Here is a 13,939-nt window from a genome sequence, read left to right as displayed (position 1 = left end):
GTTGCGCGGCGATGAACCCAGTTTGCCCTTTCCCACCGCGAAGCGACTTTGGCACCCTGTCGGTGCCCATATGGCTTTCATTTCTCTTGGGAGTTTGCGACAGTTTTCGAGATTTCCGAGCGATAGGGGATGTAAATGAGTGTTACATTGCCTATCTATATAGAAATATAAAGAAAAAGGGATAGCGTAGATGTCGAACCAGCAATTTGAGGCATTGATCAAAGAGACTCAGTCCAAGGTGCGTGAGTCGCAATCGCAGATCGAAGGCCTGACCTCACGGATCGAGGCCGCACGCACCAAAATCGGTACGGCCGAGGCGGATATCGACATCGAAAACGCCACGCTTGAGGATGTGCATGCCCATACCGAGGTAATGAACGCCAATATCGCTGAGCTGATCATGGGGCTGGACGATGTCACCAGCGCGTTCTCGAAAGATTTCGACGAGATGCGCTCGAAAACCGGGTGGGAATCGTTTGTTGGAATCTTCTCGAAAGGTAAATCCGAGTCGATGCGGCAGGAGCGGATGCGCACGGCCAACATTGACGACAAGCTGCAGGACCTGATCGCCAAATCCGACGTGATCGTCAAACTGCTGGAGGGGCAACTGTCCGTACTGGAAGAACAGCGCGTGAAGGTCGAGGACAACCTGACCGTCACGCTGGATGACCGTGAGGCGACTGTTGCAGAACTTGAGGCGCTGCGGGCCGAAATTCAGGACATGGACCCGACGATCATCGCCTTGGAGAACAAGATCAGCGTCGAACAGGACGCCGCCGCGCGTACCCAGTTGGAAACCGAGTTGGCCGAGCTGAACAAGCAATATAACGCCAAAGTTCAGGAAGAGCAGGTGAAGTTGGCCAAGTCACAGACGCTGGAGCGGTACATTGAAAAGGGCAAGACCTGGGTCGATTCACTGCAAAATCAGGCGGCGACGCAGATGGTGCTGATCAACAAGCTGCAGACAGACACGCAACAGCGCGTGGTGCTGTATGACGCCCTGACCAAATCGCTGAAAACCGCGCAGCAGCAGGACGTGGCCCACCGCATCAACGAGATCGGCGTTCAGACCGACCAAGAGGCGCAGACGGCCATGGCCGCCATCGGCACCGCGACCAACCAGAAGATGGCCGACATGCTCGAGGCGCATGAGGACCACATGGTCTTTGCCCGCGACGTGCTGGAGAAAAAGGCCAAGGCGGATGAACGCTTTGCCCGCCGGTTCGCCTCGATTGTCGAGAAGCATGATAAGAATTTGTATGGGGGGTGAGGACGCGATCCGTTCGCCGCTAAAGATGCTAAGTTCAGCAGTGGGCGTTGCGCTCTTTGGGGCGATTCTCATCCTGTTCGGGTACATGACCCAATTGATTCCAGCATACCTTGGTCCCGATCTGAGATTGATGATGTTCTTCGTGCCATTGGTCTTCGCGCTCGGATCATTTGGAGTTTCAGCCGTGTTCGCAGTCTGGGGCGCACTTTGGTTGGCATTCGAGGTATTCCTTCTATTGGTCGATAAGCTAAATGAATAACCCGACCCAAGACCATGTCGGCCTGACCGACACCTTCGCCTCGCGCCGGTATTTCCGCAAATTCGAGGTGATCACCGTCCACCTCCTGCGCGTGGCCGCGACGATGGAGGCTGAGGGCGCGATCAGTAAGCAAGAGGTGCGGATCGTGTCGCGCTACCTCTCGGGGTTGCTCTACACCTTCCGTGCGCTCAGCATGAAATACCTGCTGGTCGGGCGCGATACGGGGCGGTTCTTCGGCAGCCTCGCCATGGACAAGCGCGACAGCGGCTTTCCGGTGGCGGCCGAGTTGCTGACCATGGCCAATGACGCGCAGCAGGCTCAGGTGCATCTGGCGAATATGCCCTCGGAAGATGATCTGAAAACCGACATGGTGCGAACGATCATCGGCGACCAGGAAATCCCGACCAAGCTGCAATTCGCTCTGTCCCAAAGGCTCTATTACGAGGAATTGCTGAAAGGTCAGCTGTTCTGGGCGCGCAACGATCCCGAATGCCACTGGATCGGGAATGAGGGTGAACGGCGCAAGTTCATGATCCATTGGGCGGTCTATGACAGCCAGATCAATCTGCCGGTCATCTACCTGATGCAGTTGGAGGATAGCGGTAAGACAGCTCTGCCCAAAGACCAACGCCGCTGGCCCGAGGTGCAGGCACATCTGATGGCGCAATCCTTAGGCGGGTTGAAACTGGTGACGATTGCCAAGGGCTTCGATCAGGATTTCAACGATCTGCATCCCAAACACCTGCGCCGCATCCATGTTGGGCCGATGTATTCCTCGGCCTTTACCGAGCAGTCCGGCCCCTTGCGGCAGGTGCTTGAGGACGCGCAAGCTCCGCAAGGTCAGGACTGGGCGCTGGCCTGGACCACAGAGGAACTGGAAAGCGAAGAGGTGATAGAGGAGCGCGCCGGATGGTTCTCGACCGTCGAGCGCGAGGTCTTCGCGCTGGACCCCTTCGGCGGGCAGGGGGCCGAGACCGGGGCGACGCGCACCCAGCGTTCGATCATCCTGCCCCAGCGTCCGTTTCAGGTACTGGCCGAGCGCAACCCGCCGGGCTTTGCCGATGTGCGCAAATTCGTAGTCAGCAAATCGGGGCAGGTGCTGCGCTATTAGATTTTTTTGCCTCCGGCGGAGGTATTTTTGAACAGAAGAAGAATGGGCGGTTTTTGAGATGAGTTTGACATCAGATCAGATGGAATTGCGGGAAGACGATATTCGCAAGCATTACCCGGCGGCGACGGCCTTGTTGAACGGGTTCGAACACGCGCCGCGGATTGCGAAACCGGTTGACGTGGCGGTTGAGCGGTCATCGGGGGTGTCGACGGGGCGGCGGTTTCGATCCACGACGCCCGGGCTGGTAACACGCCGCACTACGCGGGCGGATGGGGTGCATCTGGTTGAGCGGATCGAGGCGTCGGATGATGGCGACACGCTGGTCTCGCCCCCTCAGGCCACCGCGCAGCAGGCCATTCGGCGCACGATTGCTATCGCTCTGGCCGTGGCCGAGGCATATGCGGAGCAGACGCCGTTGGCCGATTTGAAGCGGGCCAATCTGGCGGGGGATTTGCCCGTTGCGCGCAAGACCGAGTTTTCGGAGTTGCTGACGGCTGAGGCACTGATCACCTCTCATGTGCTGGGCAACGCGCTGGCGTATCTGATGTCGTCCCATCTGGGCGAAACCACCGTTGATCTGGGCGAGATCGAAGAGGTTTTGACCGACAACGGCCAGCTGGCCCTGCACGGTGCCTTGTGGGAGCTGGACCAGGTGCTGACCAAACACGCCCCTGACGACGCACATCTGATCGCCGCCATTAGCGCCTATGCCGAGCAGCTGATGGACAAGGTCGCCCTGCGCGTAGGGTCCGCTGGCCATCTGGCCCCGTTCCAGAACGCGGCCTGGCATATCGAGGCCGACGACCTGACGATCCGGGGGTTTGAGCCGGCCTCGAAGGCCAAATCAACCACCCTGACCATGACGTTCAAGAAACCGAACGAGGTGGTCGGCAACCATATCGCCAAGTATCAGGCGATGAAGTTGGCCAAGATGCTGATGGCCTACGACTTCGACCGCCGCCTGAACCCCTTCGCCGAACTCGGCGGGTTCATCTTTACCTTTATGGGCGACGGCAAACCGGGCACCGGCAAGACCACCCTGATCCAGATGATGGCCGGGCTGATCAACGACTACTGCCAGAACGCGGGCTATCCGTTCCGCTATCAGAACCTGAGCACAGACAATATCGACAGCTATCAGGGCAAATCCGGCCAGAACGCCAAGGCGTTCATCAACACGATCATCGACCCCTCGGTCATCGGATTTGGCACCATTGACGATATCGACCAGCTGGCGGGTAAACGCGGCGACCGGCAGTCGTCGGCCGGGCAGCTGGAAATCACCGCCGTGCTGATGGAGAGTTTTGCCGGCGCCAACACCGTTGTGCGCGGCAATTGTACGTTCGGTATGTTCTCCAATTACCCCGAGAATGTGGACGACGCCCTGCGCCAGCGGGCGGGCGCCCGGTTCCTGGTGGACGGGCCGCAGACGCGCGAAGACTACATCGACATCCTGCACCTGCTAATGGGCCGCAACCATGACATCCCGCTAGGCGAACACGAAGCCTATGCCGCGCAGGAGATCAAGAAGGCCGTTGCCGCCAGTTTCGAAAGCCACTCCCGCCCGCATGAGGACGCCTTGATGCAGGTCTATGACCGGGTCTCGGGCGAGATCGGCCAGATGGACACGATCGCCAAGCTCGGCACCTATCTCAAGGCGATCCAGCAAGCGGATGAGCGCTTCACCGGCCGCGCGATCAAGAACATCACCGACGCGGTTAAGGTCCGCGCGATGGACTTCGAACTGCCCGATGAGTGGATGGAAAACCCCGATCTGTTCCTGTTCCGTGACTACGACACCAAGAAGGCCATGATCGAGGACCTGCGCCAGCCGATCACGGTCGAGATGGTGATGCAGGAAATCAACCGCTACGCCGACAGCGAATTCCGCTATGCCGACAAGAGCGACGAGGTCGCCATCGAGAACGCGGTGCGTGAGATGGGCCGGATGGAAGAGGCCAAGCGACGGTTTCTGGAGGGGAAGGGATAATGCTCGTCTACGCGATTTCCGGTTTTGCGCTTGTATTGGGCCTGATCCTGCCTCTGCGTTGGGGCGTGGTTGGATTTCTGGCCGCTGTAGCGGTGCTGTTCTTGACCCAGTTCGGTGTCAACGCGAGCAGCGGGTTCGAGGGCACCTCATGGGAAGAGTCCCTGATCCTGTTTGAGGGCAGCGTGGTGTCGTACCTCGGGTTCAACTTGCAGATCACAGGGCGGGCGTTCGCATTGCCCTTGTTGGTGCTGGCGGTTGTGGTTGTTTGGCGTTTCAAGAGGGTGGGATGAAACAGGTGTCACGCAAGATGAAAACCCAACTCGACGATGAGTTCCGCCATCCCGACAAGAGCGACGAAGTCGCCATCGAGAACGCCGTGCGTGAGATGGGTCGGATGGAAGAGGCCGAGCAGTGGTGTTTCGAGGGGAAGGGCTAATGGTGGGAAAACCACTTTGGGCTGCAGGTCCTGCCGAATTGCTACAACACGGAATACTGTTGGTATCAGAGCAGTCTGACGCCAAACGCCGTATTGCGATGATTCTGATAGATAACGCCGCCGAACTGATTATGCAGACCTATCTAACTTTGCCGAGGCGGGTAACAGGATTAGATTTAACACGCAAAGAGCGTGACGAGTTTTGTAAGAATTTTCCAAGCCTTCTGGATGGCATTGAGCAGCATGCGCAAGACAGAATACTCGGCTTAAACCTTGGTGAATTCGAATGGTTCCATAGGCTTCGCAACGAACTCTACCATCAAGGGAATGGGTTAACAGTAGAGCGCCGCAATCTGGAGGTTTATGCAGAGCTTTGTGAAAAGCTTTTCGAGGCGCTATTCGGTGTAGGATTGGATTTAGATGTACCCAGCGATTCCAGTACAAGGCTTATAGGAGAATTTTTCGAAGCTTGGATGAATATTGAGCGAACTCTTGCACAATGGGCTCCGAATGGTGCGCGTCGCACTGCTATCGCCAACATTGAAGCTTTGGGACAAGAAGGCGAGTTGTCAGCCGATGTGCTACTGACCTTTCTTCAAGTTCAGCAAATCCGGAACCAACTTGTCCACGGCGAGGCTGAAGCTGAAGAAATGTTGCGTGATGCGAACATGTCGAAAATCCGTTTGGTGGAAGCAGCAGTCCAAGAAATGGGTGATCGACAACAGCGTAATTGGCGACGAGGCCAATCATGATCCGCCTCATCGAAAAAGGCCTGATGTTCGGCAACCTCGTCCACATCTCCAGCCCGGCTCTGGTCGAGCGGTATAACCGCGCGTTGCTGCATCTGGCAGGCAAGACCACAGCGCTTACGGATTTCCATGTTGATATCTCGGGCTATTCGCCGGAGGTGGGGATTGAACTGGACGACCCGCTCTACCTCAACCCCAATGGGGTCAACCGGCAGTTCATCCTGCTGACGACCGAGCAGAAACGCGCGCCTTTGCTGAACGTCAAATTCTCGACCTCGCGCGATATTCTGCGTGAGTTTATCGAGATGAACGAGGCGCAGCTGTTCGCTCTGACCGCCACAGATGCGGTGGCCGGAGAGCTGGTGAACTCGGTCTTCAAACTCACCACGCCCAATGATCTGCTGAACCTGCGCAAGATCGAGATTGAGGCCGACACAGCAGGCGGCACCCTGCGCAAGGCCGAGCAACTGGCGAGCATGGTCGAACAGTTCAAAACCGCCGAAGATGCCTGGTTCGATGATGTGCTGATCGCCAAGATGATCGAAACGGCGAAAGAAACCGGCGACGTCACCCGCAACCCGGTCCACCTCCGCCACACGGCATTTGAACAGCGTAATTTCTGGACGGCGCATTTCGGCGGGCTGTACCTGTTCCCAGACATGGATCACCCGGCGGCGATTTGCGTGGGCGAAAAGCCTGATGATCTGAAAATCAAATATACGTTTGACCCGTCTCAACGGAACCAGATTGCTAAATTCCTCGACTATAACGATCTGGTGGAACCCATCGTGAAGGCGCGCGGCGTGGATGCGGCGGCGATCCTTCAGCAAAAGATGGATTTCCTGACCGTTGCCGCCGCCGCAGATGCTGATGTTGATCTGATGGGGCTGGATCGCCGCGATATGAGGCGTTTGGCGCGAAACCACTCGGATCGCTTGCCCGAGGCATATCACGGTCTCGCCCAACTCTTGCGCTGGGCGACGGATGGGGGGCCTTGGCCGCGGATCACCTCGGACCATCCGGCGTATTTCTACACGTTGCGCGCCGCGGATACGCCGTACCGCGATTTGGTGAATATGTTGCTGTCCGAACTGGCTCCGCTTGATCCTCGCCAGATGTTCATTTGTCACAAAGAGCTGTTCTACAAAACCTATGCCACGTGGCCCGAGGCCAAAAAGGCCTATGTTGCCGAGTTTCTGGCCCGCGAGTATCAAGTGGATAAATCCGGTGCCCGTGCGGCTCTGTTCGGTCATGAACCGGACATGAGCGGAGAAGATCGTGTCAGCGATACAATCATCGAGCGGGTCGGACCTTGGGGTGCAGTCGGGAGGAGTTGATATGTTCGGAGCGATGCGCCTGTTTCTGGTCCTGCTGGTTCTGCAGACAATTGCTTACTTCGCGCTGTCGCTTTATTCGCGCGGCGTCCGCCGCCGCAAGCTTGAGACGTGGTGGGACGAGAAGGGCAAACAGGGAAATAAAGAGGCCTTTGTGGAACGCGGGCTGCACGTCTACGACAATTCGTTCCGGCGCAAACTGATCCTGGCGGTGTATATTGTCCCTTGGGTGGCAATCGGCGCATTGATCTACATCGTGAATTATATGTGAGGGTTACGGCATGGCCTATGTGAAATGGGCGTTTATCATCATCTTCTGGGGCACCGTCGCTGTGATCCTGCAATATTCGCTGCCGCAACATGATGTCGTGCGCATCGTCAACACCTATGAAGAACGGCAAGACCTGAACGACTGGACACGTATTTTCTGGTCCGAGCCCGAAGATCAGTCCGCCAGCCTGTCGAACCGCGACGTGCAGTTTATCCAGGCCGTCCGTGCTAACGGGAAGCCCATCGTCTATCGGAATGAGGATACCGGCTGGGGCTGGCCGTTCTATTTCAAGTTCGACACCGCCAATCTGTACACCGAGGCCAATGACGCGATCTCGGACAAGAACAACCCCGACTGGGTTGTTGTAACACATTATGGCTGGCGCAATGAGTTTATGTCGATCTTTCCCAACGCCGTCTTTATCAAACCGGTCGAGGGCCCGGATGTGCGGATCATCCCGTGGTTCAACATTGTCTTCCTTACGGTCTTTGCTGCCATTGTCTGGGCGCTTTGGGTGCGCTGGCGCCGGTTCCGTCAGGCGCGGATCGACCCGATGCTCGAGTCGATGGAAGATGGGATCTATGCCGCAGGCGACGCCATAGATGAACGGCGCAGTCGGTTCCGCCGTTGGCTGGATAGTTGGAAATCAAAATAGAGGCCCGGCCCGTGAAGGGGGCCTCTATCGTACGATGAATTCGGCATGCAGGGCGCCCGCGGCTTTGATCGTTTTCAAAATGTCGATCATGTCGCGCGGCGAAACCCCCAGGGCATTCAGCCCTGCCACGACCTCAGAAAGGGTGGTGGCTTCTGGGATTTCGGCCAGACCGGTGCCTTCCTCTTCTTCGATGCCGGCGAAGGTTCTAGGCACCACGACGGTCTCTCCGTCAGCGAACGGGTTGGGTTGTACGGCGATCGGAGCCTCTTCCACCGTCAAAGTCAGGTTGCCTTGGGAAACCGCGACCCGAGAGATCCGAACCTCTTGCCCCATGACAATCGTGCCCGAGCGCTGATCCACCACAACACGGGCCTTGGTTTCAGGCACAACCAGAATATTTTCGATCCGACCGATTGCGTGCGCTGTCGACACGGACTGAGTTGCCGCGATGTTCAGCTCAACAGTTCCGGAATCGCGCATAATGGCCACGGCGCGGTTGAATTCGCGGTTGATGGCCGTTTCGATCCGGCCCGCTGTTGTAAAATCAGGCTCACGCAGGGCCAGCCGCATTTGAGTCAGTGTAGACAAGTCAAAGTCGATCTCGCGCTCGACCCGCGCGCCGGATGGGATCACGCCCGAGGTCGGAACGCCCCGGACGACGGTCGCGGCCTCGCCCTCAGCCGATGCCCCGCCTGCCAGCACTGTGCCTTGGGCAACAGCGTAGATCTGCCCGTCCGCCGCGTTCAGCGGGGTCATGATCAGCGTGCCGCCCAACAGGCTACTTGAATCCCCGATGGCCGAGACTGTGACGTCGATTTGCCCTCCGACCCGTGAAAACGGGGGAAGGCTGGCTGTCACAAGGACGGCGGCGACATTCTTGGGGCGAAAATCCTCGCCATTCACGTTCACTCCTAACCGTTCGAGGATGTTGGACATGATCTCTTCGGTGAAGGGTGAATTCCGCAACCCGTCACCGGTTCCATTCAGGCCTACGACAAGGCCATAGCCGACCAGATCGTTGCCGCGCACCCCATCGAAATCAACCAGATCTTTCAGACGGATTGCGCCGGCGAACGCAAGGCTGGGCATCAGAGCCAGAAGAAAAACAAGAACCCTCATCTCAGGAAATTCACCAGTGAGAGGTTCGCATTGCGAACGGTGACGGAATAGAGGCTTTCCAATTGGAATTGCGCGGTCTGAAGCTTGGTGGCCGTTTCAAAAGGATCGGCCTCGATCAAGGCGTTGCGGGTGTATTCCAGACTGGTGCGCGCGGCGGCGTTGCGCGTTGTCGCCTGTTCGACGCGCGCTTCTGCTGCACCGACCTCGGCCCGCAAAATGACCGTGTCATCCTGCGCATTTGCCAGGGCAACACCCAACTGCTTGAATAACCCGGTGCGCTGATCGTTCGGCACCGCCAAAGCACTGTCGGCAACCAGTGCGGCAACAGCGACATCCCTGATCGCCGCCTTCAGCGCAGGGTCCGTCGCTGTGATATCGAGAGTAATGCGTTCATTCTCGGCAATCTGCATCGATGGCAGTGCGGCGTTCGACCCTTGGTAGATCACTGCGTCAAAACCTGCGGGGTCGTTGAACCAAGCCTCGGCTGCGTTGCGAATATCGGTCACGGTCACCAAGCCCGTCAACTCAGCCTCAAGCGCGGTCAGCAAGGTCTCGGCCGAGCGCAGCGGCGAGACATCTGTCGCGGTGCCCGAAAACAGGCTGCGGCCGCCAATCCGGGTGTTCAGCGCGGACATCATAGTGTCCAACTCATTTCGGGCTTGGACCGAGGCCTGCTCATGCGTCGCAGCGTGGTTTGCCGTGCCAAAGGCCAGCAAGGTTGCCGTCATCTCGCCTGTCGAGTCACTGAACACGCCGAGGCTTTGCTGCATCGCGTCCGAGAACAGCTTGGCCTCGGACGTGGCGATGCCAAACGCATCCAAACGCGTCAGGCTGCGGTCCAAATCGAGGAGATGCGAATAGTCCCCGCCCAGATGGCCTGAGACGTCCTGCACCTTACCGGTCGACATTTCATACGACAGGGTTTCAATCTGTTGCTTGATCTGGGTGGACCGGGTCTGCAAGGTCAGACCTCGGGCAAGATCACCTATGGATGTCAGCGTCATGTTTATAGCCTCAATAGAGTGTCCATCAGCTCATCCACGACCGAGATGAGACGCGCGTTGGCCGCATAGGCCTGTTCGATTTGCATCAGCTGTTGCAGTTCCTGATCGGTATCAACGCCCTGTTCTGCCTCTAGCTGTTGCATCTGCTTCTGGGCGCCGGTGGCGAATGTTTTGCGTTGTTCGGCAACATGGGCATCTGCGCCGACGCGCGACATCATCGCCTCGGCGATCTCAGAGGCGCGCATGTTTCCGGTGCCAAAGATCGCCCCGGCGACTGGGCGGGCTTCGACCAGAACGGCGCTGAAGGTCTGCAGCTGAGTCGAATCTCCAGGGTCGTTCGGGGCAGCAGCGCCGAGACCTGCGCGCAGCCTCCAGCTGTCGCCACCGGTATCCGGGTTTACGACCGCGTTGAGGCTGATGCGAGAGGCAATCCCGGTCAGCATCGTCAAATCCAGACGGTTTCCGCCGTCCGTGAACAAACCCGGATCGGTGGCCAAGGCCGTTGGATCCAACCCGGGTGTTTCAAACCGCTCCACTAAATCACGCGCAACCGTGTCGAGTTGGGTTTGCACCTCGGGCGCAAGCTGGTCGCGGATTTCAAATTGGGCCGCCAGAGCCCCGCCGCGGATCTGTGCGGTATCACCGCTGGTCCGGACCGGGTTTCCGTTCATCTCCAGCCCCGACAGCAGGCTGTTGCCAACGGTCATATGAGGTTGAATGTCGCCTGTGGTGGTGAAGGAAAACTCAGCCGCTTTGCCTTCAAGCAGGATCAGCCCGCCATCGGAGTAGAGAGAAACACGGTCATTGTCGCGCGGGACGACATTGACCGGAATCAGATCATTGACTTGGTCGATCAGAACCTGCCGCTGATCCAGAAAGGCATTGATGTCACCGCCCGAGTTTCGGATCGCGGGGATTCTGGCGTTCAGATCCTCGATATCCTTGAGGGTCTGGTTCAGGCTTGCAATCTGCGACCCGATCGTCCGGTCCGCGTCCGAGCGCAACTGGCGCAATCCTTCGGATGCCCGATTCAGACTGGCGGCCAGGTCGCTGCCACTGCGGGCCACTTGATCCAACCGCTCGACCGAGTCAGGCAGACTGGCGGCGGTGATCAGGCTGCTTTCGAACTCGGCCAGACGATTGGAGAGCGATGCCGCGTCCTCCGGCTTGCCCACGACTCTTTCAAGCTGAGTGTGAAAGTCGGCCACAGCAGATTGGTGCGACAGATCGGCGTCGGTGGCGCGGCGATTGGCCGTCAGAACCGGGTCCTGATGCCGAATGATGCCTGCGGTGCGGACGCCATTGCCTGAAATCAGGCTGGTGGTCAGCTCCAATGAGCGTTTCGCGTAGCCGGACGTCAGGGCGTTGGCGATGTTTCCGGAAACGACCGACGCACCCCGGCTGGTGGCGGTCAGGCCGGTCATGGCGTTGTTCAAAGCTGTCGACAGGTTCATCCGACGGGTCCTTTCCGAGTGTCAAAGTCAGCGTTTGATATTGGTGGTTTCCTGCAGCATCTCATCGACGGTCTGGATCACCTTGGCGCTTGAGGAATAGGCGCGCTGGGTCTTGATCATCGAGGTCAGCTCGGTCGCGACATCCGTGGTGGATTCCTCGCGCGCGAAGGATACGAGGTCACCCGTGGGGCCTTCACCCGCATTCCACAGGAAGAACGTGCCGCTCTCACGCGACGGTGCATAGGTTTGGCTATCCAGCGCGGTCAGGCCGTTGGGGTTTGGGACGTCTGCTAGAGGGATCTGGAACATGCGGTGGCTGACACCGGTGTCGTAGAAGGCGTAGACATATCCGTTTTCATCGACCTGAACGCTGGTCATCGTTCCCACCGCTGACCCGTCGCGCGTGATCGAGACGGGGGCGAAGGTGTCCGACAATTGCGTGATCCCATCCGCGTCGCCGATCTGGCCGATATTGATCTCCATCGGGCCGCCCGCGACGTTCACAACCACGCTTCCGGTTACCGGATCATACGCGCCACCTGTTACCGGAGTGACCGTGGCAAGCGTACCGCCTGCGGTCCGGCTGTCAGTGAAGGTCAGAGTGTATTCGCCGATCACCGTCCCGCCCGACGCTGAATCGCGCATGATCATGGTCCATTCATTGCTCGACCCTGTTGCCGGGACGGTTGGCACCAGCTCGATATCGACGCTTTCGGATTTGCCAAGGTTGTCGAAATATTCAACAGACAGGGGCTGTGTATCACCTGGCGCGCCCGCATCTGTAGCGGTCGCAGGTAGGTTCATGCGCAGGTTCATCTGTGTTGTTGGGGCACCGGACAGCTGGTTCACACTCAGCTGAATGGGCTCAAGCGCCGCGGGCGTATCCCGTGGCACAGCAGGGATCGAGCCATCCGGGTTCGCGCGCCATCCCAGAAGCACCAGACCCGATTCGGTGACCAGATAGCCCTGATCATTTGTGCGAAATGATCCGGTGGTGGTCAGCAGCATCTCATTCGAGCCACCCGCAATCTGCGAGCTTGGCCGCACCGGCAGCATGCCCCGCCCGCGCACGGCCAAATCGGTCGAGTTGTTCGTAGTGACCAGCGAGCCGCGTTGATCAATCAGCCGCTGACTTGTGGTGCGCACACCACCAGCGGAATAGCTGCCCCCCTGGCCCGAGGTGACCATGGAATGAAAATCCGTCTCCACCCGCTTGTAGCCGTAGGTTGAGGAGTTGGCGATGTTGTCTGAAATCGTAGCCAGCCTGTTGGCATTGGCCTTCAACGCCGCCACACCGGCATTCAGCGAAGAGGAAATGGTCATTGGCACGCCCTTCTGTTGCGTCAATCGTTGATGCAACAGGTAACGCGCTGGGCCTTAACAGCGCGCTAACAGGTAAAATGCCACCTATCCTTTAGCGATTTCGCAAAAAGATCACCTCGATCCGGTTGTTGCGCACGGCCATGGGATTACTGTTTGACATCTCTCGGTCCGCGTGCCCGGTCACCCGGTCAAGCCTGTGTTCTGAAAAGCCTTTATCCTCAAGAAGCTGCCGGACAATCTGCGCGCGCGCGGTGGACAGATCCCAGGCCGGGTTGTCGGCCAGAACCACCGGAGACGCGCTGACATGCCCTTCGACGGCGACGTCATTGCGCACCAGATCCGATGATCGGGCCACCAGCAGAGCAAGCGCGCGCATCATCGTGGTGGGCTTGTCTGTTCCCGATTCGAACAGAGGCTGATCCTCGGTGTCGAATAGTTCGACCACCAACCCTTCGTCGGTGACACGTGTGACGATGTGCTTTAGCACCTTGTCCGACACCATACTCTCGCCCGTGCGCCCCAAAAGCTGCGCCTCGAGCGTTGAAAAATCCTCGGTCGTTCCTTTGCCTGCGCCGTCGGCATCCACCCCGGTGGAGCCGCGCGCCTTTCGGGCATCGGTCGGGAAACGGGCGCTTGCACCCGATCCGTCCATCACCATCGTTTTCTCGGAAAACATGTTGTTGCCGCCAAAGGCCCCATCACCCCCACCCGAGACCGGGTTCACCGGAATCGTTGGCGAGAAGTAATCCGCCAGCCCTTTGCGTTGTTTTTCGGTCGTTGCATTCAGCAGCCACATCAACATGAAGAAGGCCATCATGGCCGTGACGAAGTCCGCATATGCGACCTTCCACGCGCCACCGTGATGGCCATCGCCACCTGATACACGCTTCTTCTTGATGATGATTGGCGCCGCATTGGTTTGCGCACCCATCTCCACCACCTTTTTATCACCCAGTTACAGGCG

The 13,939-nt window shown here is 58.4% G+C and carries 14 protein-coding genes; 9 read left to right on the top strand and 5 right to left on the bottom strand.

What is annotated here, in order from left to right; translation table 11 throughout:
* Window positions 1-190 precede the first annotated feature (190 nt).
* The 9 genes from ACR0J4_RS16515 to ACR0J4_RS16475 all read left to right on the top strand — a co-directional run bounded on the left by ACR0J4_RS16515 (window position 191) and on the right by ACR0J4_RS16475 (window position 8,075).
* Entirely contained in the window at window positions 191-1,270 is a 1,080-nt protein-coding gene (locus ACR0J4_RS16515; protein ID WP_170643511.1) for a coiled-coil domain-containing protein, read from the top strand.
* Window positions 1,271-1,521: 251 nt separating this feature from the next.
* Complete coding sequence (locus ACR0J4_RS16510; RefSeq protein WP_170643512.1) at window positions 1,522-2,640, top strand: hypothetical protein; 1,119 nt, start codon at window positions 1,522-1,524, stop codon at window positions 2,638-2,640.
* A gap of 58 nt (window positions 2,641-2,698) precedes the next feature.
* Window positions 2,699-4,630, top strand: coding sequence for an ATP-binding protein (locus ACR0J4_RS16505; RefSeq protein WP_170643513.1), 1,932 nt, complete (start codon window positions 2,699-2,701; stop codon window positions 4,628-4,630).
* The gene (locus ACR0J4_RS16500) at window positions 4,630-4,920 is read left to right on the top strand and encodes a hypothetical protein (protein WP_170643514.1); all 291 of its coding nucleotides are present in this window, start codon (window positions 4,630-4,632) and stop codon (window positions 4,918-4,920) included. The genes ACR0J4_RS16505 and ACR0J4_RS16500 overlap by 1 nt, the downstream gene beginning before the upstream one ends.
* A gap of 17 nt (window positions 4,921-4,937) precedes the next feature.
* Window positions 4,938-5,066, top strand: coding sequence for a hypothetical protein (locus ACR0J4_RS16495; protein WP_480668741.1), 129 nt, complete (start codon window positions 4,938-4,940; stop codon window positions 5,064-5,066).
* Window positions 5,066-5,818, top strand: a complete 753-nt coding sequence (locus ACR0J4_RS16490) for a hypothetical protein (RefSeq protein ID WP_170643515.1) — start codon at window positions 5,066-5,068, stop codon at window positions 5,816-5,818. Before ACR0J4_RS16495 ends, ACR0J4_RS16490 begins: the two co-directional genes overlap by 1 nt.
* Window positions 5,815-7,152 (top strand): DUF6638 family protein, encoded by a 1,338-nt coding sequence (locus ACR0J4_RS16485; protein ID WP_170643516.1) that lies wholly within the window; start codon window positions 5,815-5,817, stop codon window positions 7,150-7,152. The genes ACR0J4_RS16490 and ACR0J4_RS16485 overlap by 4 nt, the downstream gene beginning before the upstream one ends.
* 1 nt (window position 7,153) lies before the next feature.
* On the top strand, window positions 7,154-7,420 hold the full coding sequence (locus ACR0J4_RS16480) for a hypothetical protein (RefSeq protein WP_170379920.1): 267 nt from the start codon (window positions 7,154-7,156) through the stop codon (window positions 7,418-7,420).
* A gap of 10 nt (window positions 7,421-7,430) precedes the next feature.
* A complete protein-coding gene (locus ACR0J4_RS16475) occupies window positions 7,431-8,075 on the top strand; it encodes a DUF1523 family protein (protein WP_170479828.1) in 645 nt (214 codons plus the stop codon).
* 24 nt (window positions 8,076-8,099) lie between these two features.
* Here ACR0J4_RS16475 and ACR0J4_RS16470 read toward each other — a convergent pair whose 3' ends face one another.
* From ACR0J4_RS16470 to ACR0J4_RS16450, 5 genes are all read right to left on the bottom strand, one after another.
* A complete protein-coding gene (locus tag ACR0J4_RS16470) occupies window positions 8,100-9,194 on the bottom strand; it encodes a flagellar basal body P-ring protein FlgI (RefSeq protein WP_170643517.1) in 1,095 nt (364 codons plus the stop codon).
* Window positions 9,191-10,198 carry a flagellin gene (locus tag ACR0J4_RS16465; protein WP_170643518.1) on the bottom strand — a complete coding sequence of 336 codons (1,008 nt, stop codon included), beginning with the start codon at window positions 10,196-10,198 and terminating at the stop codon, window positions 9,191-9,193. Before ACR0J4_RS16465 ends, ACR0J4_RS16470 begins: the two co-directional genes overlap by 4 nt.
* A gap of 2 nt (window positions 10,199-10,200) precedes the next feature.
* Window positions 10,201-11,652, bottom strand: coding sequence for a flagellar hook-associated protein FlgK (gene flgK / locus ACR0J4_RS16460; RefSeq protein WP_170643519.1), 1,452 nt, complete (start codon window positions 11,650-11,652; stop codon window positions 10,201-10,203).
* Between the two features lie 27 nt (window positions 11,653-11,679).
* Window positions 11,680-12,975: a flagellar hook-basal body complex protein gene (locus tag ACR0J4_RS16455; RefSeq protein ID WP_170643520.1), complete on the bottom strand. Its 1,296-nt coding sequence runs from the start codon at window positions 12,973-12,975 to the stop codon at window positions 11,680-11,682.
* A gap of 91 nt (window positions 12,976-13,066) precedes the next feature.
* Window positions 13,067-13,906 carry a flagellar motor protein MotB gene (locus tag ACR0J4_RS16450; RefSeq protein WP_170643521.1) on the bottom strand — a complete coding sequence of 280 codons (840 nt, stop codon included), beginning with the start codon at window positions 13,904-13,906 and terminating at the stop codon, window positions 13,067-13,069.
* Window positions 13,907-13,939 lie beyond the last annotated feature (33 nt).

It is taken from the genome of Ruegeria sp. B10 (assembly GCF_056539825.1).
This window is presented reverse-complemented; position numbering and strand designations above follow the sequence as displayed.